The sequence below is a fragment of the Acidovorax sp. A1169 genome (genome assembly GCF_030704685.1).
Lineage (GTDB): Bacteria > Pseudomonadota > Gammaproteobacteria > Burkholderiales > Burkholderiaceae_C > Acidovorax.
In genome coordinates, this window is record NZ_JAUZDX010000013.1 from 46,603 (window position 1) to 71,579 (window position 24,977).

Here is a 24,977-nt window from a genome sequence, read left to right on the forward strand (position 1 = left end):
GGGTGGTCGGGGTGGCAATCCACTGTCTGCGCCATCCCGGTAGCTGTCAGTGCGCTGGCGCACAAATCTCCCAGGCAGTTGCTTTATTCGGCCGGCGTTTGATCCTGATCAAGCCTGCTGCACACAGGCCTTGCAGGACCATTGCAACCAAAGCCCGCTAGGATGGGCCCCTTGCAGTCACCGCCTGGGCAAGCGCCCTCCTCCCACTCCCCACCTGCTGTCCCCCATGCGCCCCACCCCTGCCGACACGACCCCGCCCCTGGACACGTTGATGGTGGCCACCTGCAATGTGCTCAACCTGGCCAACCCCGGGCGCATGTTCTACCCCAACCAGGACGCCTACACCGAGGCCGATTACGGGCGCAAGGTGGAGTGGCTGGGCAACCGGTTTCGCACGCTCAACGCCGATGTGCTGGCCGTGCAGGAGGTGTGGGACGAGGCGGCGCTGAAGGCGGCCATCGCGCACAGCGGGCTGCGCTACGATTTTGTATCGGTACCCGGTGCCGAGAACGACGCCACGCGCCATGGTGCCCAGGGCACGCCGCGCGTGGGCATTGCCACGCGGCTGAAGGTGGAGGCGGTGCAGTCGTTTGCGAACTTTCCGCCGGCCTTTCAGGTCGATGTGCCGGGCCTGGGCCCGCACACGCGCTTTGAGCGCCCGCCCCTGGTGGCCACGCTGCGCATGAAGCATGGGCAGCGGGTGAACGTGCTCACGGCTCACCTCAAGTCCAAGCGCCCCAAGTTTCTGCAGGACGCACAGGGCCATGCGCTGGAGGACAAGGACGACCGCAAGGTGGGCGCCCTGGCCTCGCTGCGCTCGCTGGTGATGCGCGGCGCCGAGGCCATGGCCCTGCGCTGCCTGGTGATCGACCTGCTGCAGCGCACCAGCGTGCCGCTGGTGGTGATGGGCGATTTCAACGACACGCCCGACAGCGTGACCACGCAGCTGATCTGCGCCACCACCGAGATCGCCTACGACCGCTCGGCCCGCGACGTGGCGCTGTTCAACGCCTATGACCTGCAGGGCGAGATGGCGCTCAAGAAGGACGTGGCCTTCTCCCACATCCACCAGGGTTCGCCCTCGGTGCTGGACCAGATCCTGGTGAGCGAGGAGTTTTTGCCGCGCGGGCGCAACAGCCTGGGCGACGTGCGCCGGGTGGACTATTTCAACGACCACCTGCACGAGGGCCGCGACCGCACCCGCTCGGACCATGGGTTCGTACGTGCGCTGCTGCGGCTGCAGATGGAACCGCAGCCTGCGCCCGCAGCCCCGCCAATGGGCTGAAAACCCACCCGCCACCAGCAGCGCGGCATCACCCATTTGCCTGCCTACACCGGCGCATGCCGGTGCTACAGTCCTCCGAGAAAAATGAGGAACAGACAGATGCGTTGGAACACCATCGCCATGGCCTGCCTGGGCCTTGCGGCCCTGTCCGCAGGCGCGCAGGTACACCGCTGCAAACAGCCGGACGGAAAGATGGTCTACAGCGACCAGCCCTGCACCCGCAGCCAGACAGGTGGGGTGATCCTCCCCGACCCCAGCGTGCGCGAAGTGGCCTGGGAGCAGGCGCGCAACAGGGCGCAAGGGGCAGGCACCGCCAACTCCGTGCCGTGCCGCAAGGCAAAGGAAGAAATGGCCCAGCTCGTGGGCCTGCGCACCCTGTCGCCAGAGGAAAAGCGCATCCGGGTGCAGGGGCAGGAAACGCGGGTGGCCGCCGCCTGTGGTGCCGAGCCACCGGGCGCAAGCCCGCCGCCAGTGGCCGGAAAGGCGCCTGCCGCGTCCGGGCCCGTGGTCTTCGTCTACTGCGAGGCCGGCTTCTGCCACGACAACAAGGGCGGTATCCATATGAAAAGCGGCCCGGATTTCGTGAATGCAGCCACCGGCAAGACCTGCTCGCGCGTAGGGGCCCAGACGATCTGCCATTGAACGGCCAAGCTTGCCCCGGCCGAAGCCCGCTATCGCCGCACACCCTGCAAAACGGCGTGCCGGCTGACACATGTGGTAACGAGGCGCCCAGTAAGATGCCGGGCCAGGCCCCGGATTGAGCAAGGGGCGACGAGACCTCTATATGACCATGCCCAGAGCCCACACCTCCCCACCGCCCCAGCAGCACACCGACGCCCAGACCAGCCGGGGGCCTGGCCGCACGGCGGCAGCCGCCCTGGTGGCCCTGCTGCTGGCGGCCTGCAGCAGCACGCCGCTGCCGCCCTGGAATGCGCCAGGTGCCACGGCGCCGCGCCCCAATGCCCCCGCCCCGGCGCCCCGCGTGCAGCCAGGCAGGGTGGTGCCCGGCCCGCTGGGCGCCCAGCAGCAGGCGCCCGCGCCGCAGCCCGCCGCCACAGGCGTCATCACCGCGCCGCTGCCGCCCACCGCACCGGTGGTGGGCCGCAACGAACCCCTGGCCACCCCGCCCTACGGCCCCGCCGTGATGGCACGCTTCCCGGACCCCACGGTGCGCTACAGCACGCCGGGCCTGGCGCCCGGCCGCCGCGCCTACACCACCAATGCCGAGCTGGAGCAATGGCTGCAGTCCGTGGCCTCGGGCACGGCAGGCAGCCCCTCGCGCGCCAGCGTGCTGCGCCTGGGCACCTCGCAGCGCGGCGAGCCCCTGGTGGGCCTGCTGCTCACCCGCGCCCCCGGTGACGACCCGGCCAGCCTGGATGCCGGCAAGCGCCCGACCGTGGTGCTGATCGGCCAGCAGCACGGCAACGAGCCCGCCGGCGCCGAGGCCCTGCTGGTCATTGCCAGCGAGCTGGGCCAGGGCCTGCTGGAGCCGCTGCTCGAACGCATCAACGTGATCGTGGTGCCGCGTGCCAACCCCGATGGTGCGCAGGCCGACACCCGGGCCACGGCCAACGGCATCGACATGAACCGCGACCACCTGCTGCTCAAGACGCCCGAGGCCCAGGCCATCGCGCGCCTGGTGCGCGACTACCGCCCCATTCTGGTGGTGGACGCACACGAGTACACCGTGGCCGGCCGCTACCTGCAGAAGTTCAACGCCGTGCAGCGCTATGACGCACTGCTGCAGTACACCACCACGGCCAACTACCCCGAGTTTCTGACCAAGGCCTCGCAGGAGTGGTACCACCAGCCCATGCAGGCCGCGCTCAAGGCGCAGAACCTCTCCAGCGAGTGGTACTACACCAATGCCACCGGTGCGGACGACCGCACCCTGTCGATGGGCGGCGTGCAGCCCGACACGGGCCGCAACGTGCATGGCCTCAAAAACACCGTGAGCCTCTTGATCGAAACGCGCGGCGTGGGCATCGGCCCGCTGCACATGCAGCGGCGCGTGCATACCCAGGTCACGGCCATCGCCAGCGCGCTGCGCTCCACCGCCGAGCGCGCCGCCAACCTGGAGCAGGTGCGCGGCTTCGTGGTGCGCGACATCTCGGCCAAGGCCTGCCGCGACAACGTAGTGGTCGAGGCCGGCCCCACGCCCACCCAGCGCGAAGTGGTCTTCATCGACCCCGAGACCGGCATGGACCGCCCGGTGCGCGTGGACTGGAACTCGTCGCTGAACCTGCGCACCCTCAAATCGCGCGCCCGCCCCTGCGGCTACTGGGTCTCGCAACAGGCCACCCCGGTGGTCGAGCGCCTCAAGCTGCTGGGCCTGCAGGTGCTGCGCATTGGCGAAGGCGGCTCGCTGCTGGCCGACACCTACCGCGAGACTGCGCGCGAAACCTCGGAGCGCCGCGACGTGCTGGGCACCATCAGCGACAGCGCCGACATCATCCGCGTGCAGGTCACCCCCGTGCGCGCCGCCATCGACGTGCCCGCCGGCAGCTACTACGTGCCCCTGAACCAGCCCCTGGCCCACCTGGCCGTGGCCGCGCTGGAGCCCGATACGCAGAACAGCTACTTCGCCAACCGCATGATCGAGGACCTGTCGCAGACGGCGCGCATCATGTCCACGCCGTCGCTGGTGTTTGAAGAGACGGATTGATCCATCCATGAAATACTCGCCTGCGCGCGACGCCAGCGGCAAGCCCCTCATTAACGGCAAGGAAGCCGCGATCGGTCTGCTGGGAATGGCCGCCGTCGTCGGACTGATGGTTTGGCAGAACCCCATCGTGCCTCCCTACACAGGCAGATTGGCATGGCTGTTTTCGCTGGCCGCACAATTGCTCGGCCCATCGGGCCCTGCCATCGCCATGTGGCTGTCCGTGGCCCTTTTGGCGGGCATGGGCGTGATGGCCTGGATCAACGCTGGTAGGCAGCCGCGCTGATCCAGGGAAGCCCCCTGACGCCTTTGAGGGATTGAGGGCCCTTTGGGGGTACTGGCTGGTGTGCAAGGGAAACATCGGGGACCGTATCCGAGGCCGATGCAGAACCCGGCCCATGGCCACCAACTACAAAACGACACCTGTTTCGCCATGGCGGTCACAGGGTGCAACCACCGGCCGCGACCTGCGGCCCCATACCAGCCTGATCGGGATCGCCATGGTTTTGCGGATGCCGAAGTTTCCCAGGGCGGCCAGTCTCTGGCCAGTGCTGGCCCTGGCGCTGTACGGCGTGGTGCAGCCCGCGCTCGCCCCGCTGCGCCAGGAACCTGCACGGTATGCGGCCATGAAGAAGCCGGACTATCCCCCTGAAGCACTGCTGGCGGGCATAGAGGGCAAGACCGTTCTCAGGGTGCTCATCAGCGCATCGGGCGCGGCCAGCCGGGTGGAGGTGCACCAGAGCTCGGGGCACCCGTCTCTGGATGCGGCGGCGCTGCAATCGGTCCAGCAGTTCCAGTTCGTTCCTGCCCGGACGAACGGGGTCGCACACGCCTCCTGGGCCAAAATTCCCATCGGCTTCAGCATCGATAGCCGCATGGCTCTGTTGTGCCCATCGACGTGGCTGCCTTGGTGCCGGGCAGAGGGAGCCGCCCCAACCCGGTAGCCGTGGGTCTGGCAGGCGCAGGATGGATGTGCATGGGCTGCTTGAATGGCACACCGCAGGCAGAATCGGGCCATCCGCACAAGGACGTTTCTCGCCCGAATGAGCACGCAAGACCACCCACCCCCGCTGTACCACGGCAGTTGCCTGTGCGGCGCCATCCACTACGAAGCCCGCGCCGAGATCAGGGCCGCCTCGCACTGCCACTGCAGCATGTGCCAGAAGGCGCATGGCGCGGCCTTCGGGTCCTATGGCAGTGTGCCGGTGGGCAGCTTTGCCTTCACGCGCGGCGCCGACGTGGTGAAGCGCCGCGACTCATCCCCCGGAGTCACGCGCACGTTCTGCCCGGAATGCGGCTCGCCGCTGACCTGGCACAGTGAGCATGGCGATGCGGCGGCGTGGATGTCGTTCTCGCTGGGCACGCTGGATACGCCGTTCACGCCGAAAAAGCCGCTGCACAGCATCCATGCGGGTTCGGTGCCTGCGTGGCATGTAGCGGGCGAAGCGCGCAAAGACTGAGCGGCTGCGGCAGGCAGAGAGGCAAGCATCCCATGGACTTTCAGATCAGGCGCGCTACCGCCGGCGATGCACCAGAGGTGGCCTTGCTGACCCGCGCCGCGTATGCGAAGTGGGTGCCGGTGATCGGGCGGGAGCCTTTGCCGATGAAGGCGGACTACGAGGCGGCTGTCAGGGAACACCTGGTCGATCTGCTGCACGTCGACGGCGTGCTCGCCGGCCTGGTCGAGATGATCCCTGAGCCGCAATGGCTGCTGATCGAGAACCTGGCAGTCGCGCCCGCCTTTCAGGGCCGTGGTTGTGCGCGCATCCTGCTCGCGCAGGCCGAACAAACGGCAAAGGTGCTGCAGCTCGCTGGACTCAGGCTCTTCACCAACAAGCAGTTTGCATCGAACGTGGATCTGTACCTGCACCAAGGCTTTGTCGTGGACCGCGAGGAGCCATTCATGGGGGGGTTCACCGTCTACATGAGCAAGCCGTTGGCGCCCGACAACGGCCCACCGGTCGCCCTGGATTGATTCCCCTGCCGCTCCCATGGCACCATCACGCCACCGCTGGCCGTGGCTGACCCCAGTGCAACGGGACGCGGTAACTAAAAATCAAATCCAACAAGGGGAATACCAATGAGGAATCAAGGCGCCATGGCCCTTTGCGGCCTGCTTGCTCGCGGGATGCATTGCCGTGATGGGTGGCAATCCAGCCCAGTCAACCCACGGCGGGGAAACACAGCGCGGGGTGTGCTCCATGGCTAATACCTACAACGGCATCGGCACGTCCTACCTGGGCAAGTGCAAGTTCGAGCAGGACGACTCGTTCGTCACCACCAAGTGGTTTCTGATCGGGTTTCCCATCTTTCCGATGGGCAGTGCGCGGCTGCGTGAACTGGGCAGCGAAGGTATTCCGTTTTTCAAACGCACCACGAACTATGAGTTCATCGAGGACGTGCCGCTTGACGTGATGCAGGTGCTGCGCATCTACGTGTACTCGGTGTTCATCGTCGCCTGGTTCGGGCACTGGGCCATGGGCAACCAGCCGCCGCTGGTGCGCTTCATCATGATCACGCTGGGGATCTTGCTGCCCTTTGCGATGCGGTTCCTGTCCAAGCGCATGGCGCAGTAGGCGTCAGCGTTGTCGAGCGGAGCGACGGCTGACTACGCAGAATCTGCGCCATCGGACAGCTATTGAACAAAGAGACGAGACATGCAAACCAGTTTGGAAAGAACCACCACCACACTCGGCGAGGCCTTGGGTGTCACCGCCATATGCTTTGGACTGATGATCTGGCAATCGACACAAGCCATGTTGGCCGGATTCCCGACCTCCCCGTTCACCAACGGCAGCATGCTGGGGCTGATCGCCATGGAGCTGGTCCTGGCCTCTGTTGCCATCGCAATCCTGCGGGCCCGCGGGTTCGCCATCGCAACGCTCTACCCCCGACCGACCATTCGGGGCGCAGCCACCGGTTCCGCGTTGTACCTCGCAGCATGGGTGTCGGCAGCGCTGGCGCTGACCCCTTTCAAGGATGCCGCACAGCCCATCGACAGCATGGTGTCCGAAGCCACCTTGTCGCTGGGGGTGGTTATCGCAGTGGCCGTCGTCAACGCAACGTTCGAGGAAGTTTTCCTGCTGGGGTTCCTCGTACGCGGGCTGCGTGGCTTTGGCCTGAACGTGGCCATTGGTGCGTCCCTGCTGGTGCGGTTGGCGTACCACCTTTACCAAGGCCCGCTGGGCGCCGTGTCTGTGCTCGCGTTCGGAATCGTCCTCACGCTGTATTTCGCCTCCACGAACAAGCTTTGGCCTCCGGTGTTTTGCCACATGCTGGGCGACATCATCCCTTTCCTTTAGGCTGGCTTGCCGCGCTGCTGCAGGCGAGGCGTTTGCGCGGGAGCGATGCAAAGGTCTTGCCGCCATCTTCTGCAGACCTAGCGCAAGGCTGCTACGCTGCCGCTTCCTTCAATTACCGATGAAGCGCCCCATGATCGACCTGCACTACTGGCCCACGCCCAACGGCTGGAAAATCTCCATCATGCTGGAGGAATGCGGCCTGCACTACCGCACGATCGCCGTGAACATCGGCCAGGGCGAGCAGTTCAAGCCCGACTTTCTGGCCATCAGCCCCAACAACCGCATGCCGGCCATCGTGGACCACGAGCCCCCGGGCGGCGGCGGGCCGGTGTCGGTGTTCGAGAGCGGCGCCATCCTGATGTACCTGGCCGAGAAGACCGGCAAATTCTGGTCCACCGAGCTGCGCCAGCGCTACGCGCAGATGCAGTGGCTGATGTGGCAGATGGGGGGCCTCGGGCCCATGTCGGGCCAGAACGGACACTTCAAGATCTACGCGCCCGAGAAGGTGCCCTATGCCATTGACCGCTACGGCAAGGAAGTGAACCGCCTGTACGGCGTGCTCGACGGCCAGCTCGCGCGCACGGGCGCCTACGTGGCGGGCGACGACTATTCGATTGCCGACATGGCCAGCCTGCCCTGGATCCGCTCGCATGTGGCGTACGAGATCCCGCTCGAGAACTTTCCGCACCTCAAGCGCTGGCACGACACCTTGATGGAGCGCCCCGCCGTGCAGCGCGGGCTGGACCTGTTCAAGGACCTGCGCAAGCCCATGACGGACGAGCAGAAGAAGGTGTTGTTCGGGCAGACGGCGGAGAGCATCCGCGACAGCGCCAAGCAGGCGGCGAATTGACCAACCATGGTGCGGTCCCCTGCAGATTCTGCCTGCGTTGACCATGGTGGACTTGCAACTGTCGGTAGTTGCTCAAAGCTCAAAGGACTGCCGGTACTCGGGCACGGTGCAGTCCCAGCCGTAGGTTTCCTCGATGGCCAAGCGCATGGCATCCGCTGCCACCGGCTCTCCGTGGGTCACAAAGACGCGGCGCGGTGAATGCTGCACACCGAGCCAGTCGAGCAGCTGGCGGCGGTCCGCGTGCGCAGAAAATTGCGCCAGGTTGGTGACCTCCGCGCGCACCTTCACGTACGCGCCGTGGATCTTGATGGCGTCTGCGCCGTCTACCAGGGCCTGGCCCCGGGTCCCCGCGGCCTGAAAGCCCGCAAACAGGATCGAGTTCTTGCGGTCCGGCGCATAGGCCTTCAGGTGGTGCAGCACCCTGCCGCCGGTGGCCATGCCGCTGGCGGAGACGATGACCGAGGGATAGCTCAGGCTGTTGAGCCGGCGTGACTCCTCCACCGTGTTGACGATGGTGGTCTGCACGCTCATCGCCTCGCACTCGATCGCCCCAAGGCGATGCTCGTCCGCGTGGTTCTTGTACAGGCCGGTGACGTCCGCAGCAATCGGGCTGTTGAGGTAGACGGGAAGGTCCGGAATGCGCCGCGCTGACTTGAGCAACTGGATGGCGTGGATCAAGGTCTGCGCCCGCCCCACGGCAAATGCGGGTGCGACCACGATGCCACCCCGGGCCGCAGTGCGGTTGATGACAGAGGCGAGCTCGACGAGCCCATCCTCGTCGGGATGCTGGCGGTTGCCGTAGGTGGACTCGACCACCACGTAGTCTGCCTTTTCGACGGTTTGCGGCGGCCGCATGAGCAGGTCATCGCTTCGCCCCACATCACCCGAAAACAGCAGACTCCCTCCGTCCCAGGCGATGCGCGCACTGGCAGCCCCGAGGATGTGCCCCGCACGCTGCAGCCGCCATGACCAGCCGCTCCAGGGCGAGCATTCGTGCCCGAAGGGGATCTCCTCGAACGCCTCGAGTGCCACGCGGGCATCCTCCTGGGTGTAGAGCGGCAGCGAAGGCTTGTGCCTGGAATGGCCATGGCGGTTGGCGTACTCTGCGTCCTCTTCCTGCAGCCATCCCGAGTCGGGCAGCAGCAATTGGCACAGCTCGCGCGTGGCCCCTGTGCAGTACACCTTTCCGCGAAATCCTGATTTCACCAACCGCGGCACATAGCCACTGTGGTCCAGGTGCGCATGGGTGAGCAAAACGGCATCGATGCTGGCAGCGTCCACCGGCAACGGATCCCAGTTGTGCAGCCTCAGCTGCTTGAGCCCCTGGAAAAGGCCGCAGTCGACCAACAGCCGGCGTCCGTTGTGGGTCAGCAGGTATTTCGAGCCGGTGACGGTGCCTGTTCCGCCCAGAAAGTCGATGCGCATGCCTGTCTCCGATCCATGTGGTGTGACCCGTGGCTTTGAACGACGCACGCCCCAAGCCCTGCCGTGCACACACCTTAGGCCCATTGGCCCTGGGCACCGTTGACCTGGATCAATGGAAGACGGGCCCTGGATTGCGCCGGTGATTGATCTGCCTCAATGGGGATAGGGCCAGGACGCGCACCATGGACCATGACCATCAAGGAGCTGCCATGTCATTTCTTCAAAGCAATGTCGGGGTGTTGGACCGGGCCTTGAGGCTGGCTGCGGGCGTGCTGCTGATCAGCCTGGCCGCCATGGGAACCATTGGCCCCTGGGGCTATATCGGTTTCGTGCTGCTTCTCACCGGCGTCATGGGAACCTGCCCGATCTACTCCCTGATCGACTTCAGCACCTTCAAGCGCCAAAAGCCTTGATGGGCTACACGATGACTCCCCGTCTATGGATCATTGGCGCACTGGGCCTGGTGTGCGCGGCGGCCGCACTATGGCTGGTGGTACGGATGTTCGTGGCGTGGATCACCTTCGACTGACCAGGCACCACGCCTGACCGCACAGGTCGATGTCGCCGTGACGAAACGGGGCAGCGGCCACCTGCCCCAGCCCCTTTCATTCTTGTTGACAGGAGTTCCAGATGGCGCACCCACTGCCCAAAATCATTGTGCTCGCATTGGTCACGACCAGCCTCACCGCCTTCGCAGCACAAGCAGGCGATCTCGCAGCCCGGCCGCCAGCACCCCAGGCCAACCCGTCGGCAGACAGTGTGGCCGCAAGGGCAGCCCACGACGCAGAGATCGCGGCCCGACAGGCCACAGCGGCAGCCAAAGCCGCCGCAGACAAGAGCAGGATGGCCGCAGGCAAGGTTTCCAGGGCGCTGGCGCAAGGCATACAGCGGGCAGCGCGCAAGGCCGCCGAGGCCGCGGTCAGGTTCGAAGAAAAGGCCGCCGCGTCGGCAGACAAGGCCATCGACCAGAGCAAAGAGGCTGCAATCCTCGCCCGCGCTGAGGCGCGCAAAGCATCTGAACTGGCAGGTGAGGCGCTGCAAAAGGCTGACGACGCGGCCAAGCGGTCCTTGCAGGCGAGCAGGCAAGAAACGCAGCAGGCAGCCCTTGCCACCCGAGAGGCGCTTGAACAGGCCGAACTTGCCATGCAGAAGGCGGCCAAAGCGGCGGCAGAAGCTTCATCGAAAGCCGCCAGGGCCTTGCGGCAGAGCGTCCCCCGCAAGCGCGGGGAACAGTGATGGCGCCTTGTCCCGCAAAGGCTGCGTATTTCTGCCGCTGCTGAGCACCCATTCCGGTGACAGTGGGAACGGCAGGCGCTGGACACCCAAATCTGCTCAATTGCACACCCGCAAGCTGCCGCCAATCGGCATCTGCATCGCTCAGTTGCCCTGAGGTGGCCCGAGGGATGTGCACGACCGGTTGAATCCATCGCCCCCAGCTGAATTTCAGCCTTGCCGCGAAGCAGTCAACCGATGGCAGCTTTCTACCATCTGCAGACAACGCCAAGGATACGCCTGGACCAGAACTGAGACCGGCCTGCGTCAATCATCGCGGCGTTGCCGCGGCGGCCGCTGCCTCTGCCGGATCAAATCTGCAAGGACCTTCACCTTGGGTTGTGGCGAATCCCTGCGCCAGATAAGCAAGGTCTTCACCGTTCGGAAGTCGCCCTTGAGCTTGTGCTCCGAAAGCCTGGCGCGTTCGGTGTAAGTGTCTAGCACTGCCGTCGGAATGAGCGCGACGCCCATGCCCGCCACACAACATCCAAGGATGGCGTGGTAGGACCCAACCTCGATGATTCGACTCGGTGCCATGTTGTCCCGTGCACACCAGGCCTCCAGTCGCTGGCGATGCGGACAGTCAGGTTCAAAGACCAGCAACGTGCCTTTTCGAATGTCATGGGCAGAGCGGATCGGCGGATGCCCGGCCGGTCCGATGACGAGCAGTTGCTCCGTGTACGCCACCAGGCTGTCCAGCTGCGGGTCGGACACGGGTTCTGCCACCAGCGCCGCGTCCAACTCACCAGAAAGCACGCGCGCTGTCAGCGGGCGCGGCGCGCCCGTGCGAAGTTCGATGGAAAGATCCGGGTAGTTATCGTGAATCTGCCCGATCAGCGACGGAAGGCGGATGGCTGCAGTGCTCTCCATCGCACCCAAATGAAGCACGCCACGCGGCACCTGCTCGTGCATTGCACCGCGCGCCTCCTCGGCCAAGGAGAGCAAGCGATTGGCGTATTCGAGCAACACCTTTCCTTGCGGCGATAACTGAAACTGCCGATTTTCCCGGTCAAAGAGTGTGACGCCGAGCTTGCTTTCGAGATTCTTGATGCGCGTCGTGACATTGGACGGGACGCGATGGAGCAATGCCGCCGCCCGTGTGATGCCACCAGCCGTCGCCACAGCCTTGAAAACGCGCAGATCGGGCAAGTCCATATTCTTAATTCAAGAAGGAAATAATTTTAATTATTCATTTTACGAGACGAACGATGCTTCCTAGACTGCGATCACTTTGTCATTGAAGTGCACACTTTTCGTTGAAAGAGGCCCCATGATCGTCACCGTTTTCAGATCCAGATTGAACGCCCAATTCCAGGGCGAATACCAGAAATCCGCAGCGCGGATGAGCGAGTTGGTCCGAGGCATTGCCGGCTACGTTTCGCACAAGGGCTTCACGGCTGACGACGGCGAACGGGTGACGATCGTGGAGTTTGAGTCCGAAGAAGGTCTAAAGGCCTGGGCGGCCCACCCAGAGCACGTTGGGGCCAAGAAGATGGGGCGACAGGTGTTCTTTTCTGAGTACCGCGTGCAGGTTTGCAACGTGGTCCGGGACTCGGCCACCCGCAAATCAGCAGCGGTCCGCCCTGATGCTTGAGCGCAGCAAGAGCACCTGTGCGGATACGCTTGTTCGCGTGGTGGAGCAATGCAGCGATCGTCCGAATCGCGTCTCGCGATCCAACGCTATCTGGCGACTGCTGGAGCTCTTGTGGAAGGACCAGTGCACACGGGCTGAGCGCGGGGCAAGGTCCGTTCCCTACTATTGAATGCGCAGGACTGACAGACCTACTCGGTACGGCGCCCCCTGACTGCTCATGGCTCTGATGGATGCAGTCTTGGCCAAGCGCTGCTTGACGTCGCTGTTCGCGGTGCCGAACTCCATGTCGACGCTACCGAACTTGACGCCCTTGAAACCCGAGGTACGCAAAGGCGCGCGTCAAACCTTTCGCTCCCGCACCCTGGCGCCATCGCGCACCGCAGAAGGTGGATAGACAATGACGTGCGCGCCTGGGGACAGCCCGTCCCGCAGCCAGGCAGTGCTCCCGTTGCGGCCGGCCAGGCTCACGCGCACCGTCCGGGCCCTGCCCTCCTCCATGGCAAATACCGCATAGACCGGTGCCTTGGCCTCGGCGTCCACCGCCGCAAGTGGGAACACCGCGCTCACCGGCACCTGCAGTACCTGCTCCTGCACCTGCGTGATGACGCGCACCCCCACCCGAAAGCCGTCGCCAAGCGCCAGCCACTGCTCGCGTGGGCTGGAGAGGCCGATCACCACGCGCACGCGCTGTTCTTCCACGCCCAGGGCCGAGACCTTGGTGAACGCCGAGGGTTCCACCCGGGTGACGTGCCCTTGCAGCACTTGCGGCCCGCCCCAGCGCTCAACCACCACCGAACTGCCCTGCCTGACCGCCAGCGCGTCGGCGGTCAAAAGCTCCGCCACAATCTCCAGCCTGCTGGTGTCTCCCAGTTCCAGCAGAGGCGTACCCAGGGCCACGGTAGATTCGTTGGCCTGCAGCACGCGCAGCACCTGGCCGGCGATGGGCGAGCGCACGGCAAACCCACGCCCTGCGGTCAGACCGGGTGGCTGCAGCCCTGTGCCCAACGCCGCGCGGGCCTGTTCCACGTCATGGCTTGCCACGTGCAACTGAGCGGTCGCGGCCTCCAGTTCCTTGACCGCGGCCCGCGCGGCCAGCCTGTCAGACTCCAGCCGGGTCGCGGCAATGAAGCCCTGCTGAGCAAGCTGCTCGCTGCGCCAGGCTTCGTTGCGCGCCTGCTCCAGCACCACGCGCGCGCGTCCCTGCCGCGCCGTGGCCCCCTCCACAGCGGCCTCGGCACCCTCCAGGCGCGCCCGCAGTTCGCGCCGCCCGCGCTCGTCCAGCAACGATGGCAGAGCCGGGGTCAGCAGTGCCACGGTGGCTCCCTCTGCGACGGCATCCCCTTCATGCAACTCGATGCGCGAGAGCCGACCCGCCAGGGGCGACGAAACGACGTAGCGCTCTGCCAGGCGGGTCTTGCCATCTTCCTCCACCGACATCTCGAATCGACCGACCATAGCGGGCGCCAGTTCAACTTCGATGGGCCGCGGCGCAAAGGCCCATGCGGCGGCAACCGCAAGGGCCAGCAACGCGCTGGCCGAGTAGATCCATGTCTTGGGTTTCACTGAGTTCACTCCCTGGTTTTCAAGGCCATCACCATGTCGAGCCGGTCGATGCGCCGGCGCACCACCAGTGCGCTGGCGACAGCAGCGGCGAGCACGGTCACCGCCGCCCAGCCGTAGGTGCGCGCACGGATGACCACCGGAAAGAAAAATTGGTCCGAGGCCAGCAGCCCCGCCACCGCATGCACCAGCGCCCAGCCAAGCACCATTCCCAGCGGCAGCGCCACGGCGATGCCCAGGCCCAGCTCGCCCAGCAGCAGCCCCGAGACCTCTGCCCGGGTGAAGCCCAGCACGCGCAGGCTGGCCAGCTCCCAGGTGCGCTCGGCCAAAGCGATGCGGGCGTTGTTGTAGACAACGCCCACCGCGATCACGGCGGCGAAGGCGGTCAGGATGGCGCTCATGATGCGCACGTTGCGCGCACTGATCTCCTGCATGTTGCGCAGCATCGTGGCCTTGCTGAAGGCCCCCGCCACGCGCGGCAGTGCACGCGTGGCTTCCAGCAGGGCCGGCTCGCTGCCACGCTCCAGGCCCAGCACGAAGCCGGTGCTGACATCGCCCTCCCCGAGTGCGCGGTTGAGCGCCCTGCGCTCCATGTAGGCATTGAGCCCCATCATCTCCTTGACGGTCTTGTCCACCGTCGCCTCAAATGCGCGCGGGCGCCCCTCCAGGACCTCCACCTGCACGCGATCCCCTGCTCTCAAGCCAAGCTTGCGGGCGAGGCGGTCGGTCAGCACCAAGCCAGCACCATCGGGTCGCGTTTCATGGGCGTCGGCATCGATGATGCGGTAGAGCACCGGGTTGCCCGGGTAGCCTCGGATAAGCGTGCGCTCGCGCAAGTGGCCATTGACCAGGGTCACGTTGACGAATCGCGTGGATTCCACGGCGGTCACGCCTGGCAAACGTGCCAGTTCCAGCCTTGCACTGTCGGTCAACGGGTCGGTCGCCCACACCGTCACGTCGCTGCGCAAGGACAGATTGAACTGGCGGTCGACAATGACTTCGATCGCGTCGCGAAAGAAGTTGCCCATGACCACGATGGCGACGGCGGCCGCTACACCGGTGATGGACAGGGCGGTACGCCACGGCCGGCGCTCCATGTTGCGCAGGATCATTCGCAGTGCGGTGGCGATGCCGGTGACCCCCATGCGCTCCAGCAGGGTGCGCCGGTAGCGCCCCGGTGCTGGCGGGCGCATGGCCTCGGCCGGCGCCAGGCGCACCGTTGCGGCTACCGCGTTGAGCGTGCCCAGCAAGGCGGTTCCCACCGTGAGGCCCATGCTGGCAAACAGCAGCTGGGGAGCGATGGAATGCGCGAAGGACGGAAAGCGAAAGAGTTCGGCGTACAGCCCGGTCAGCAGCGTGCCCAGTATCTTGCCCAGAGCCAGCCCCAGCAACATGCCCACCAACACGATCAGCATCACCAGCTTGAGGTAGTGCACGGCAATCGCCTGATTGGCATAGCCCAAGGCCTTCATTGCCGCGATCTGCTCGCGCTGGGTGGCCACCAGGCGCGAAACCACAACGTTCAGAAGGAAAGCGGCTACACCCAGAAAGATCGCTGGCAGAACAGTGCCCAGCACCCTTTGCTCCTTGATCTCGTTGTCCAGCATCTGGTGCGAGCTCTGGTGTTCACGCCCCACTGCCGGTTGGGCGCCATACGGTGCCAGGCGCGCAGTCACTGCGGCGATGGTGGCGGGCTCGCTTGCCTGCGGAGCCAGCTTGATGGCAACACGGTTGAACGCGCCCTCCATGTCGTACGCGGCGGCCAGCACGGACCGATCGACCCAGAACACGCCGAAGCCGCGCTGGTCTGGCATGCCCCACAGGCCTGCAAAGATGTATTCCGGCGACAGCGCGGCCCCTGCCATGACCAGCGTGCGGCGGCGGCCGTTGATCAGCGCACCGATGTATGCACCCTGCTTGAGCCCGTGCGCGTTGGCGAAGGCCTCGGACACCAGCGCAGGGATGGTCGCGCCAGATACCGGCACATCCTGGCCCAGGCCCGATCCGTCACGTGTGCTCACGCGGTTCAGGTGCATACCGTTGCTGCGCAGGTCGAGTCCGATCAGCTGGCCAACGATAGGGTCTGACTGGCCCGGCAGATCGATGCGCACGGGCATCTCGATGGTGGTCTGCACGTCTGCCACGCCCCGCAGTTCGCCCAGCTGCGCAGCCAATGCATTGGGAGCGCGCTTGACGCCGGCGAACACGTCAGCGAAGTGCCCCTGTTCATAGAAGCGCTCTCGCGCTTGCGCCAAAGACTCCACCGCAGACAGGCTGGTGATGAAGCCACCGATGCCGCTGGCCACCACCAGTGCGATGGTCAGGGCCTGGCTCCACATCAGGCGCAGGTCCCGCAGCAGCTTGCGGTCCAGCGCCTTCACCAGGACAGCTCCGCGGGCTGCATGCGGTGCGCGTTCATCTGCACCTTCTGGATGCGTCCATCGCCCAGGTAGATGACCCGGTCCGCCATGCCAGCGATGGCAGCGTTGTGGGTGATCACCACGGTCGTGGTGCCCAGTTCGGCGCTGATGCGGGCGATCACCTCCAGAACCAGCTTGCCCGTCTGGTAGTCCAGTGCACCGGTCGGTTCGTCGCACAGCAGTATGTCCGGCCGTTTGACGATGGCCCGGGCAATGGCCACGCGCTGCTGTTCGCCGCCGGACAACTGCGCCGGAAAATGGTCTCGCCGTGGTGTAAGGCCGACGAGCGCAATGGCTTCGTCCACGGGCATCGGGTGGGCCGCGATGTCCGTGACCAGCGCCAGATTCTCGCGCACGGTCAGGCTGGGAATCAGGTTGTAGAACTGGAACACGAAGCCTACGTGTTCGCGCCGGTAGGCAGTCAACTGCGCGTCGCTCGCGCCGCTCAGCAACAGATCGCCAAAGCGCAACTCTCCGCGCGTGGGCATATCCAGCCCACCCAGAATGTTGAGCAGTGTCGACTTGCCGCTACCCGATGCGCCCAGCAAGACCACGAATTCGCCGCGGCGGATGTCCAGATCCACATCGCGCAGTGCAGTCACCTCCACCTCGCCAGCTAGATAGGTTTTGGTCAGGCCATGGGCGCTGAAGACGCACGTGCCTTGCGGGCTGGATGCAGCGCGGTTCGAAGGCATGGGCACAGTGGTCATGGCTGACTATGTCAGCCGCTTCCTGCTAGCAGCTTGATGCCCATCAAGTGACGGACAGGTTGAACGGTGAATCACCCCCACACGGTCCACCAGGCCGTCAGCGATGCGAGGGCCAGGCTGCACGCCAGCGCCCCCGCAATGCGTACAGCGAACCATTTGCCACCCGCTACGGCTGCCACCACGCAACGGGTCAACGTGTTGGCACCGATGGCCACCAGCACGCCTGCGATCCAGTGATCAGCAGATACACGGCCGGCGGCATGCAGGGCGGCCAGCGCGGCGATGGAGGCATGGGGATCGAGCAGCGCCGCCAGCGCCACGCCGATGCTGCCTGCCGTGTCGCCCAGATGGCGCTGGGCGTTTCCCACCAGCAAGGTCACACCCGCAAGTACCAGCGCGACCAGAATGGCCTCGCGGGGGCGCAGGGCGGAGCCCTTGCTGTCCGGCAGCGCCTCGGGTGGGGCTGCCACTGCATGGCGGGCAAGCGCCGCGCCGCAGGCAGCCGCCCCCACCGCCCCGGCAAGTGCGGTGGGCAGCAGCGCCCACGCGGCACTCGGCGAGAGCGCCGCCGACAGCATCAGGGCCTGCAGCCAGGTGGCAGATGCCGAGACGGCGCCGCTCCCTGCCAGGACCGACAGCTGCTGTGGCTGGGCACGGGCCCGGCTGCCCAGCGATGCAATGCACGCCGTGCTGGAGACAAAGCCCGACACCAGGCCTGCCAGCAGCGGCCCGCCGCGCGGCCCCAGCCTGCGCAGCGCGACCTGGCCGCCCGCCTGCATCGCCAGGATCAGCAGCACCATCGCCGCCAGCGGGCGCGGATTGATGCCGCCCAGAATGTCCATCGGGTGCGACGGAACCAGCGGCAAAAGGATCAGCGCCAGGGCGATCAGCAGCAAGCCGTCATGCAATTCCTGCTCGCTGAGCAGTTCGGTCGCGAACCGGTGGAGATGGCTGCGCGCGGCCAGCAGCGCAGCCAGGCCGGCACCACAGGCTGCGCCCAGCGGCGGCGAAATGGCCGACTGCACCCCGATCATGTAGGTCACGAACAGGGCCATCTCGGTGGTCAGCCCCGGGTCTTTCGAGCGGCTTTTGAAATAGGCAATCGCCGCAAGCATGGCGACCAGCAGCGCGCCCACCAGCACCAAGCCTGGCACTGGCAGGCTTTGCGCCAACGCCCCGCCGACCGCCGCAACGGCAAAGCTGCGCACACCGGCCACTTCGCGGTCGTCGCCCTGCCCCTTGCGCCGTTCGCGCTCCGTGCCGATGAGAAGACCGACACCCAGCGCCACGGCCAGGCCGAGGGCCGGGAGCATGGTTGCCTCGCTGCTGGCAGTCGAATCCATCGGATACTCTCCTTCATGGCCTTGCGGCGCGAAAAGGCGCACCGCCCTTCAAGGCCCCAGGGGCTGCGCGCAGGACACCATCTTGGCGCCCCATGCGCCGCAAGAGCTTGACCCGGATCAAGAAACACTGCATTGCCACAGCGCTGCAGCCCCCGGCCGCGCCCAGCAGCACGGCTGAAAAAAGGGTCATCGGTATCGGCCAAGGATGACCAAGGTCAAAAGGGGAGCGACTGGAGCCATCGATGATGAAGTCCCCCTAAGGAGAACCCCATGTTCAAGCGCATTCTTGTTCCCGTTGATGGCAGCCAGACCTCCAACAAAGCCCTCACCACTGCGCTCGGGCTGGCGCGGGAAGGCGGCGCCGTGGTGCGCATCATGCATGCCCTCGACGACCTCGCACTGATTTCCGGCTACGACTACAGCGTCGATCTGCTTTCGGTTGCACGCAACCAGGCGCACGGCCTGCTGGCTGATGCGATGCTGATCGCCCGTGCTTCCGGGGTGGATTCGGACTCCCTGCTGGCGGAGATCCCGGGCATCCGGCTCGGTGAAACGGTCGCCATTCAGGCCCGCGAATGGAAGGCAGACCTGATCGTGGTGGGAACCCACGGGCGCAAGGGCTTGGGACGGGTGTTGCTGGGGAGCGGCGCGGAACAGGTCATTCGCACCGCCCCCGTTCCCGTGCTCGTGGTGCGCGGCGACGAATAGAGCGCTCGCACCGAACGTTTGCATCCCTGGGCACAGGAATGCTGGCCAACGTGAAGCAGGCCAGCCATGCAGGTGCCAAGCCCCCAACCCGACAACAAGGAACGAACCACCATGACCGTCCACTCCCTCCCCCTCCCGTCAGCGCCGTCCTCGGCAACTCCCTTGCGCGGGTTCTGGGACGCAGTGCAGCAGCATCAGTCTGCAGCCATAGCCGACTGCGTCACGTCACTGTGCCGCGGCCTTGACGGCATGCGGAAGGCACAGGCACACACCGTCCAGGCAGTGGCGCAACGGCATGCAGCAATTGCCGAAAAGCCCAAGGGCCCATGCACCCCGTGCGATCTCGTGGCACTGCAAACCGAGTGGCTTCAGTTCGGGATGGAAAGTGCTGTCCGGTACTGGCAACAGATGGGAATGCTTGCGCTCGACATGCAAACATCGGTACTGGGGTTTCGCAACCAGTATGCGTACCCCGATTTCTTGCTGGAAGCGGCATCCGCCTTAGATCGTGCGACCGGACGTGGCATTGCATCCACGCACTCCTGAGAGCGCATTTGTCCCAGTCCGCAACCGGATGATCGGCGGCGCAGCCAAGGTACGCCCGTCACGGAGACAAGCGCCCGCAGACCTGACAGCCGGCATCCTCCTACAGGTACATGCCCTGATTCACCATCTGCAGAATGGTGGCGTTACTGCCGCTCATCGTGCCCACCATATACACGGCCCATTGCTCGCCAGCACCTGCAAGGACGTCTTCCACGTAGTAGATGGACCCATTGGCGTTGTTGCCGGTACTGCCGCTCGCGAACGAGAAGACCACCGCCTTGCCGTCGCTGGCGATGATGACTTCGCCGGCGGCTCCCGTGCTGGCCGTCTTGATGTTGGTGGTGGACAGGCTTGAGCTTCCGTAGCGCACGCCGATGTTCTTGTTGGCCGTAAGGTCCAGGCGCACAGCATCGGCTGTTGCGTCCACCGCAGCGTTCAGTAGCGCGCCCGGTGCGCCGAGAAACCCCGAGAAATCGAACTTGCCAGTGCTGAGCACGCCGTCCAGGTTGTCAAGGCCGTTGTTGGAAGCCGTTGCCTCGAAGACATAGGTGGCGGCGCTACCGGCGGTGGTGATGGTGTCATTGCCGCTGCCCCCGCGCAACACGTCGGCACCGCCGTTGCCCACCAGGGTGTCGGCGGCTGACGTGCCAGTGAGTGCGTTGGCGCCGGCGTTACCACTCAGCGTGACGCCGCCCTTCGTATGCGTGCTGGCATCGATGTTTTCGGCTGTCGTGCCGATGCCGTTGACCGTTGCAATGCTGGCGGTGGTAAGCAGGTAGGACAGACCGGCGGAGAATTTGTCGCCCACGACCAGCGTCTCGCCTGCGGTCGATTGGAACAGGACGGTGTCGGTGCCGCCGCCGCCGGTGATTGCGGTGTCCGTCGCGGCCGCTGCCGCGGTGCTGAAGAGGAAAAGGTCGTTGCCCGTGCCGCCGACCAGGTTGTCTGCGCCTGCGCCGCCGGTGATGGTGTTGGCGCCCACGCCCACACCCTTGAGCGTCATGGCCGTGGTCACGCCGGAGAAGTTGATGGTGGAGGTCGACAAGCCGGAAGTGTCGCCCGAAAGATCAATGGTGGTCACGCCGCCCAGGTTGAAGTTGCTGTTGACAACGATGCTGTGCGCATAGTTTGTCGCGAACTGGCTTCGCGCCGTGATCTGCTCCACGCTGGTCATGCGCGTCATGTCAGACGAGGTTGTCAGGGCGATGCCGCCGTCGATCTCGGCAGTGTCGATGTCGTTGCCGCCATTGACCAGGTCGAGCAGCGCGTTTGCCGACAGAAACTGCACCATCGAACCGTACATGAACGTGTCGTTGCCGGCATCGCCGTTGAGGGTGTCGGCCCCGCCGCCGCCGGTGATGAAGTCCGCGCCGCCACCGGCATTGACAGTGTCGCTGCCGCTGCCCAGGGTGATGGTGTTGGCCCCGGCACCGCCCGTCACCGTGAGATTGCCCGTGCCGCCGCTGGCAGTCAGGTTGCCGGCCTCCAGAGCCACGCTGGCCGCAAAACCGCCGGCCAGCGTCAGCGACTGCCCAGCGGAGAGGGCTTGCGCATTGATCGACTGCGCAGCACCCAGCGTGACCGAATTGGTTCCTGCGGCCAGGGTGAAGTTCTCCACAGCCGCGTTCAGAACCTCGCCACCGCCGAGCGCCGAGGTGAGGATGATCCTGTCGTTGTTGCCCGTAGCGGTGATAGTGCCGAAGGCGGTGTACTGGTTTGCACGCATGGTGGCGTCGCCGCTGATCGCCAGGCTCTCGACCGAGCTGGTCGTGGCGGCGGCAATATTGGCGCCGTTGGCCGCAACCAGCACGTCCGCAGTGTGACCCAGGTTGTAGCTGACTGCACCCAAGGTCCCGCTCGCGTTCACCGTCGTGGCGTTGCTTGCGACGCCGTTAACGTTGGTGCCTGCCAGGACCGTGACGTTGTTTGAGCCGCCGCCGGAGACCGTGTAGGCTTCCACACCCGCGCGAGCCGTGATCGCACCGCCGGTGTTGACGGTCACGAAATCCGCGCCTCCAGCAGCCGTGATACTGGCGAGTGCCTCGTGCTGGGCCTGCGTCATGATGATGCCGCCGGTCAGCGTGAGGTTTTCCGCCGTGGTGGCCGCGCCGCCGTTGACGCCGGAGATGTTTGCGTTCGTTGTGGCGACGATCACGTCGGCGCTGGCCCCCAGCGCCCAGGTGCCGGTGACGGTGTTGCCGCCGACGTCAACGGTGGTGGCGTTGCCCGCTGCACCGATGATATTTGGTGCCCCCCCAAGCACCGTCAGCGTGTTGGAGCCGCCCCCGGAAAGCTTGTAGGTTTCGATGCCGGCCTTTGCGGTGACCGCTCCGCCCGTGGTGAGGGTCACCTCGTCCGAACCGCCGGTAGCACTGACGGTGGTAAACGCCTGGTGCTGTGCCTGCGACATGCTGATCGCACCGTTGATGGTGAGGTCCTTGGCCGTGGTGGCGCCGCCGCTGTTCACGCCCGAAAGGTTCACGCCGTTGCCTGCGCTGATCGCGCCGGAGAAGCCGTTGAGGACGTAGTTGCCGTTGACTGCCAGGCCGGGGGCGAGGACCAGTGTCGCCTCACCCGAACCGCCAGTCACGTTGGTGGTTCCATGGGTGATGAGAATGGTGTTCGGGACGCTGGAGTTTGCCACCCTGTAGGTTTCCACATCGGCGCGGGCGGTGACCGTGCCGACGTTGACAATGGTCACGCTGTCCGATGAGCCGGGCGCCGCAATGCTGGCCAGCGCCTCGTGCTGCGCCTGCGTCATGACGATGTTGCCGGTCAGCGCAAGCTTGTCCGCCGTGGTGGCGGCACCGCCGTTGACGAATTGGATGTAGGCGCCGTCGGTGGCGACCAGCGTGTCGTCGCTGGCGTGGCCCAGGGCCCAGGTTCCGGTGGGCGTGGCACCGGCAATGTCCAGCGTGGTCCCGGTGCCGGCGGGGCTGCTCTGGTTCTGCCCCGCGGCGCCCAGCGCCACGCTGTTGGCGAAGTTGCCCAGCACGAAGGATTCAACGCTGGCGGCCAGCGTGCCGCTGGCCTGGGTGGTCAGGGTCACGACCTGCGTGCCCGTGGTGCCGTTGGCCAGCGCGGCCTGCGCCGCCGTCATGGTGTAGTTGCCGGCAGCCAGCACGATGCTGTCTATGCCCGCTACCGTGGTGGCCGATATATCGCCCGGCCCGGCGCTGGCGATCACACTGTCCGCCCCGTGGGCCTTGAGCGTGGCGGCCACGCCACCACCCAGGGCGGCCAGCGTGTCGTGCACGGTGGTGGTGCCCGCATCGGTCAGCGTGCCTGCCGCACCGCCGGTGCCGATGCGCCCGATGGCCGCCTGCGCGGCCGTGAGGGTGTAGTTCTGTCCGCTGGTGAGGGCAAAGCCGCCGACCCCTGTCGCGGTGAACGCGGTGAGGTCTTCGCCACCCGCATTGGCCAGCACCAGGGCAGTGCCCGCGCCGGAGAACGCCTTGCCATTGGCCAGCGCGCTGCTGAGGGCAAGGGTAGAGCCTGCGGGCATGGCGAAGCCTGCCAGCGGGCCCGTCACCGTGGCGGTGCCCACGCTGCCGCCGCTGCTGGTGAAGGTGAAGGTGCCGCCCACCTCGGTCACGTCGATCTGCGTGCCCGCAGTGGTGAACGAGGCGATGTCGCCCACGCCCTTGGTCACAGCGAACACCGGTGGTGGCCCGCCACCGCCTGTATCCGGCACCAACGGCTGGTCGAGCACCAGCTTGGCCGCGGCCACCGAGGCCGGGTCCTGCGTCACGTTCTCCAGCACCTTTGCCAGGGCCGCGAAGTCGGTTTCCGTGCGGCCCGCGATCTGGGTGTGGTAGTAGGCCACCTCGGCCTTGTTCTCCAGCAGCGCGCGTGCTGCGACGTACTGCGCCGGCACGGTGGGCGACGCGAGGGCCTGCACGGCGGCGAGCATGATCTGCTGCGGCGGTGTACCCGTGTTGAAAAGGTCCGCCGCCAGGCGGTGCAGCCCGACATCGGCCGCAAGGCCCATGCCGGCCAGGAACTGGGTGGCAAAGGCGTCGCCCGCCATGCCGGCCGGGTAGCGCGCCTGGAACTGCGGCAGCCCCGCCAGCGCCGAGGCCAGATCGGGCAGGCTGTGGCCCACGTCTTCGTAGGTTTTTACCAACAGCGGCATGTAGGCACTGCCGGGGGAAATGCCCAGCATGCTGACAACGAGTTTGATGAGCAGCTTCTGCTCTTGCGTACTGACCGCCATGGTGCTTCTCCTGCAGGCTTGTGGTTACATGGGCCGCGGAGATGCGGAACAGTGGTCTCGATCATATTGGCGCCGTGCCCCCTGGATGCCACCAGAACAGGTAACAATGGCAGGCTTTACACCCGATCACCGTGGTTCGGCCCGCCGTGGCTGCAAACTGGCAAGCCCATTTCCGCAATGGCGCACTACACTGCGGATGGATCCCACCTTTCCCATCCTTCCTCCGATGCGCCCTCTTCGGTACTCCATCAACGTCACCCTGGACGGGTGCTGCGACCACCGCGCCATGCCTGCGGACGAAGAGCTGCACCGCCACGCGGTGGCGAACCTAGAACGCGCCGATGCCCTCCTCTTCGGGCGGTTGATCTACCAGATGATGGAGGCCGCGTTCCGACCCGCCGCATCGACCGAACCACGGCCTGGCTGGACGGACCCGTTTGCCCGGACCATCGACGCGGCCAAGAAGTACGTCGTGTCGGGCACCCTGGCGCAGGTCGACTGGAATGCGCAGTTGCTGCGCGGGGACCTGGGCACAGCCGTGCAACAGCTCAAGCAGCAGCCGGGCAAAGGGCTGTTCACAGGGGGAGTGCAGCTGCCGATGGCCTTGGCGCAGCTGGGTTTGATCGACGAGTACGAGTTCGTGGTGCACCCCAGGGTGGTGGGCCATGGGCCGGCCTTGTTCGCAGGGCTGTCGAAGCATGTCGACCTCAAGCTGGTGGGCCGGGTGGAGTTTGGCTCGGGGGCCGTAGCGATGCGGTATGAGCCGCGCAGGTAGGCTTGGAAAATGCAATCCTCGTCCCCCCCAACCCCGAGATCAACCGGTCGACACATAAGCTTGCCCTGTTCTGTGGCTGGTAAAGCCGTGAGCTCTTCGAGCCTGCGATAGTGCTCTGCTGTGCGATGAAGACGAGGGCATGGCACGCCCTACACCTGCCCGGCAGCCATCGAGGCGAGCATGGCCAGCGCCCACAGCAGCATGAGCGCAGCGAACCTTCGGGTATCGGCGGAAAGCGCCATGTACTGTTGCAGCACGCGGCGCAGCAGACCCCGGACGATGAAGAGTGGATTCATGAAAACACCCCAG

24 protein-coding genes are annotated in these 24,977 nt (G+C 65.8%); 16 read left to right on the plus strand and 8 right to left on the minus strand.

What is annotated here, in order from left to right; all coding sequences use genetic code 11:
• The first annotated feature begins 226 nt into the window (after window positions 1-226).
• From QYL93_RS20135 to QYL93_RS20180, 10 genes are all read left to right on the plus strand, one after another.
• Entirely contained in the window at window positions 227-1,285 is a 1,059-nt protein-coding gene (locus QYL93_RS20135) for an endonuclease/exonuclease/phosphatase family protein (protein ID WP_305745314.1), read from the plus strand.
• A 99-nt stretch (window positions 1,286-1,384) separates the two neighbouring features.
• On the plus strand, window positions 1,385-1,927 hold the full coding sequence (locus QYL93_RS20140) for a DUF4124 domain-containing protein (RefSeq protein ID WP_305745315.1): 543 nt from the start codon (window positions 1,385-1,387) through the stop codon (window positions 1,925-1,927).
• Window positions 1,928-2,069: 142 nt separating this feature from the next.
• Window positions 2,070-3,950, plus strand: coding sequence for a M14 family metallocarboxypeptidase (locus tag QYL93_RS20145; RefSeq protein WP_305745316.1), 1,881 nt, complete (start codon window positions 2,070-2,072; stop codon window positions 3,948-3,950).
• A gap of 7 nt (window positions 3,951-3,957) precedes the next feature.
• Complete coding sequence (locus QYL93_RS20150; protein WP_305745317.1) at window positions 3,958-4,233, plus strand: hypothetical protein; 276 nt, start codon at window positions 3,958-3,960, stop codon at window positions 4,231-4,233.
• Window positions 4,234-4,345: 112 nt separating this feature from the next.
• A complete protein-coding gene (locus QYL93_RS20155; RefSeq protein WP_305745318.1) occupies window positions 4,346-4,891 on the plus strand; it encodes an energy transducer TonB in 546 nt (181 codons plus the stop codon).
• A 99-nt stretch (window positions 4,892-4,990) separates the two neighbouring features.
• Window positions 4,991-5,407 (plus strand): GFA family protein, encoded by a 417-nt coding sequence (locus tag QYL93_RS20160; protein WP_305745319.1) that lies wholly within the window; start codon window positions 4,991-4,993, stop codon window positions 5,405-5,407.
• 32 nt (window positions 5,408-5,439) lie between these two features.
• Window positions 5,440-5,922, plus strand: coding sequence for a GNAT family N-acetyltransferase (locus QYL93_RS20165; RefSeq protein WP_305745320.1), 483 nt, complete (start codon window positions 5,440-5,442; stop codon window positions 5,920-5,922).
• A 226-nt stretch (window positions 5,923-6,148) separates the two neighbouring features.
• Window positions 6,149-6,523, plus strand: coding sequence for a hypothetical protein (locus tag QYL93_RS20170; RefSeq protein ID WP_305745321.1), 375 nt, complete (start codon window positions 6,149-6,151; stop codon window positions 6,521-6,523).
• A gap of 81 nt (window positions 6,524-6,604) precedes the next feature.
• Window positions 6,605-7,249, plus strand: coding sequence for a CPBP family intramembrane glutamic endopeptidase (locus QYL93_RS20175; RefSeq protein WP_305745322.1), 645 nt, complete (start codon window positions 6,605-6,607; stop codon window positions 7,247-7,249).
• A 130-nt stretch (window positions 7,250-7,379) separates the two neighbouring features.
• Window positions 7,380-8,099, plus strand: coding sequence for a glutathione binding-like protein (locus QYL93_RS20180; protein ID WP_305745323.1), 720 nt, complete (start codon window positions 7,380-7,382; stop codon window positions 8,097-8,099).
• A gap of 72 nt (window positions 8,100-8,171) precedes the next feature.
• On the opposite strand, the gene QYL93_RS20185 is transcribed toward QYL93_RS20180, so the two are convergent.
• Entirely contained in the window at window positions 8,172-9,524 is a 1,353-nt protein-coding gene (locus tag QYL93_RS20185) for an MBL fold metallo-hydrolase RNA specificity domain-containing protein (RefSeq protein ID WP_305745324.1), read from the minus strand.
• A 209-nt stretch (window positions 9,525-9,733) separates the two neighbouring features.
• Between QYL93_RS20185 and QYL93_RS20190 the strand changes: the two genes are divergently transcribed.
• Both QYL93_RS20190 and QYL93_RS20195 read left to right on the plus strand, forming a co-directional pair.
• Window positions 9,734-9,937 carry a DUF2892 domain-containing protein gene (locus tag QYL93_RS20190; protein WP_305745325.1) on the plus strand — a complete coding sequence of 68 codons (204 nt, stop codon included), beginning with the start codon at window positions 9,734-9,736 and terminating at the stop codon, window positions 9,935-9,937.
• 217 nt (window positions 9,938-10,154) lie between these two features.
• On the plus strand, window positions 10,155-10,760 hold the full coding sequence (locus QYL93_RS20195; protein WP_305745326.1) for a hypothetical protein: 606 nt from the start codon (window positions 10,155-10,157) through the stop codon (window positions 10,758-10,760).
• Between the two features lie 303 nt (window positions 10,761-11,063).
• On the opposite strand, the gene QYL93_RS20200 is transcribed toward QYL93_RS20195, so the two are convergent.
• Window positions 11,064-11,951, minus strand: a complete 888-nt coding sequence (locus tag QYL93_RS20200) for a LysR family transcriptional regulator (protein WP_305745327.1) — start codon at window positions 11,949-11,951, stop codon at window positions 11,064-11,066.
• 115 nt (window positions 11,952-12,066) lie between these two features.
• Between QYL93_RS20200 and QYL93_RS20205 the strand changes: the two genes are divergently transcribed.
• Window positions 12,067-12,390: an antibiotic biosynthesis monooxygenase gene (locus QYL93_RS20205; protein WP_305745328.1), complete on the plus strand. Its 324-nt coding sequence runs from the start codon at window positions 12,067-12,069 to the stop codon at window positions 12,388-12,390.
• A gap of 339 nt (window positions 12,391-12,729) precedes the next feature.
• On the opposite strand, the gene QYL93_RS20210 is transcribed toward QYL93_RS20205, so the two are convergent.
• From QYL93_RS20210 to QYL93_RS20225, 4 genes are all read right to left on the minus strand, one after another.
• Window positions 12,730-13,953 (minus strand): efflux RND transporter periplasmic adaptor subunit, encoded by a 1,224-nt coding sequence (locus tag QYL93_RS20210; protein WP_305745329.1) that lies wholly within the window; start codon window positions 13,951-13,953, stop codon window positions 12,730-12,732.
• A gap of 5 nt (window positions 13,954-13,958) precedes the next feature.
• Window positions 13,959-16,331 carry an ABC transporter permease gene (locus QYL93_RS20215; protein WP_305745330.1) on the minus strand — a complete coding sequence of 791 codons (2,373 nt, stop codon included), beginning with the start codon at window positions 16,329-16,331 and terminating at the stop codon, window positions 13,959-13,961.
• The gene (locus QYL93_RS20220) at window positions 16,328-17,080 is read right to left on the minus strand and encodes an ABC transporter ATP-binding protein (protein WP_305745331.1); all 753 of its coding nucleotides are present in this window, start codon (window positions 17,078-17,080) and stop codon (window positions 16,328-16,330) included. Before QYL93_RS20220 ends, QYL93_RS20215 begins: the two co-directional genes overlap by 4 nt.
• A 71-nt stretch (window positions 17,081-17,151) precedes the next feature.
• Window positions 17,152-18,423 carry a DUF4010 domain-containing protein gene (locus QYL93_RS20225; RefSeq protein ID WP_305745332.1) on the minus strand — a complete coding sequence of 424 codons (1,272 nt, stop codon included), beginning with the start codon at window positions 18,421-18,423 and terminating at the stop codon, window positions 17,152-17,154.
• A 270-nt stretch (window positions 18,424-18,693) separates the two neighbouring features.
• Here QYL93_RS20225 and QYL93_RS20230 point away from each other — a divergent pair, with 270 nt between their 5' ends.
• Window positions 18,694-19,131, plus strand: coding sequence for a universal stress protein (locus QYL93_RS20230; RefSeq protein ID WP_305745333.1), 438 nt, complete (start codon window positions 18,694-18,696; stop codon window positions 19,129-19,131).
• A 111-nt stretch (window positions 19,132-19,242) separates the two neighbouring features.
• Window positions 19,243-19,677, plus strand: coding sequence for a phasin family protein (locus QYL93_RS20235; RefSeq protein ID WP_305745334.1), 435 nt, complete (start codon window positions 19,243-19,245; stop codon window positions 19,675-19,677).
• Between the two features lie 100 nt (window positions 19,678-19,777).
• Here QYL93_RS20235 and QYL93_RS20240 read toward each other — a convergent pair whose 3' ends face one another.
• Window positions 19,778-23,893 (minus strand): S-layer family protein, encoded by a 4,116-nt coding sequence (locus QYL93_RS20240; RefSeq protein WP_305745335.1) that lies wholly within the window; start codon window positions 23,891-23,893, stop codon window positions 19,778-19,780.
• A 226-nt stretch (window positions 23,894-24,119) separates the two neighbouring features.
• On the opposite strand from QYL93_RS20240, the gene QYL93_RS20245 reads away from it, so the two are divergent.
• Window positions 24,120-24,668: a dihydrofolate reductase family protein gene (locus QYL93_RS20245; protein ID WP_305745336.1), complete on the plus strand. Its 549-nt coding sequence runs from the start codon at window positions 24,120-24,122 to the stop codon at window positions 24,666-24,668.
• 149 nt (window positions 24,669-24,817) lie between these two features.
• Here the strand turns inward: QYL93_RS20245 and QYL93_RS20250 are convergent, their stop codons facing one another.
• Window positions 24,818-24,964, minus strand: a complete 147-nt coding sequence (locus tag QYL93_RS20250; protein WP_305745337.1) for a hypothetical protein — start codon at window positions 24,962-24,964, stop codon at window positions 24,818-24,820.
• Window positions 24,965-24,977 lie beyond the last annotated feature (13 nt).

Bases quoted from the DNA above. Each gene is read 5' to 3' on its own strand.
- QYL93_RS20230 (WP_305745333.1), top strand. From the start codon at position 18,694: ATGTTCAAGCGCATTCTTGTTCCCGTTGATGGCAGCCAGACCTCCAAC.
- QYL93_RS20190 (WP_305745325.1), top strand. From the start codon at position 9,734: ATGTCATTTCTTCAAAGCAATGTCGGGGTGTTGGACCGGGCCTTGAGG.
- QYL93_RS20170 (WP_305745321.1), top strand. From the start codon at position 6,149: ATGGCTAATACCTACAACGGCATCGGCACGTCCTACCTGGGCAAGTGC.
- QYL93_RS20240 (WP_305745335.1), bottom strand. From the start codon at position 23,893: ATGGCGGTCAGTACGCAAGAGCAGAAGCTGCTCATCAAACTCGTTGTC.
- QYL93_RS20165 (WP_305745320.1), top strand. From the start codon at position 5,440: ATGGACTTTCAGATCAGGCGCGCTACCGCCGGCGATGCACCAGAGGTG.
- QYL93_RS20145 (WP_305745316.1), top strand. From the start codon at position 2,070: ATGACCATGCCCAGAGCCCACACCTCCCCACCGCCCCAGCAGCACACC.
- QYL93_RS20150 (WP_305745317.1), top strand. From the start codon at position 3,958: ATGAAATACTCGCCTGCGCGCGACGCCAGCGGCAAGCCCCTCATTAAC.
- QYL93_RS20180 (WP_305745323.1), top strand. From the start codon at position 7,380: ATGATCGACCTGCACTACTGGCCCACGCCCAACGGCTGGAAAATCTCC.
- QYL93_RS20200 (WP_305745327.1), bottom strand. From the start codon at position 11,951: ATGGACTTGCCCGATCTGCGCGTTTTCAAGGCTGTGGCGACGGCTGGT.
- QYL93_RS20250 (WP_305745337.1), bottom strand. From the start codon at position 24,964: ATGAATCCACTCTTCATCGTCCGGGGTCTGCTGCGCCGCGTGCTGCAA.
- QYL93_RS20235 (WP_305745334.1), top strand. From the start codon at position 19,243: ATGACCGTCCACTCCCTCCCCCTCCCGTCAGCGCCGTCCTCGGCAACT.
- QYL93_RS20155 (WP_305745318.1), top strand. From the start codon at position 4,346: ATGGCCACCAACTACAAAACGACACCTGTTTCGCCATGGCGGTCACAG.
- QYL93_RS20205 (WP_305745328.1), top strand. From the start codon at position 12,067: ATGATCGTCACCGTTTTCAGATCCAGATTGAACGCCCAATTCCAGGGC.
- QYL93_RS20135 (WP_305745314.1), top strand. From the start codon at position 227: ATGCGCCCCACCCCTGCCGACACGACCCCGCCCCTGGACACGTTGATG.
- QYL93_RS20175 (WP_305745322.1), top strand. From the start codon at position 6,605: ATGCAAACCAGTTTGGAAAGAACCACCACCACACTCGGCGAGGCCTTG.
- QYL93_RS20220 (WP_305745331.1), bottom strand. From the start codon at position 17,080: ATGACCACTGTGCCCATGCCTTCGAACCGCGCTGCATCCAGCCCGCAA.
- QYL93_RS20160 (WP_305745319.1), top strand. From the start codon at position 4,991: ATGAGCACGCAAGACCACCCACCCCCGCTGTACCACGGCAGTTGCCTG.
- QYL93_RS20195 (WP_305745326.1), top strand. From the start codon at position 10,155: ATGGCGCACCCACTGCCCAAAATCATTGTGCTCGCATTGGTCACGACC.
- QYL93_RS20245 (WP_305745336.1), top strand. From the start codon at position 24,120: ATGCGCCCTCTTCGGTACTCCATCAACGTCACCCTGGACGGGTGCTGC.
- QYL93_RS20185 (WP_305745324.1), bottom strand. From the start codon at position 9,524: ATGCGCATCGACTTTCTGGGCGGAACAGGCACCGTCACCGGCTCGAAA.
- QYL93_RS20140 (WP_305745315.1), top strand. From the start codon at position 1,385: ATGCGTTGGAACACCATCGCCATGGCCTGCCTGGGCCTTGCGGCCCTG.
- QYL93_RS20225 (WP_305745332.1), bottom strand. From the start codon at position 18,423: ATGGATTCGACTGCCAGCAGCGAGGCAACCATGCTCCCGGCCCTCGGC.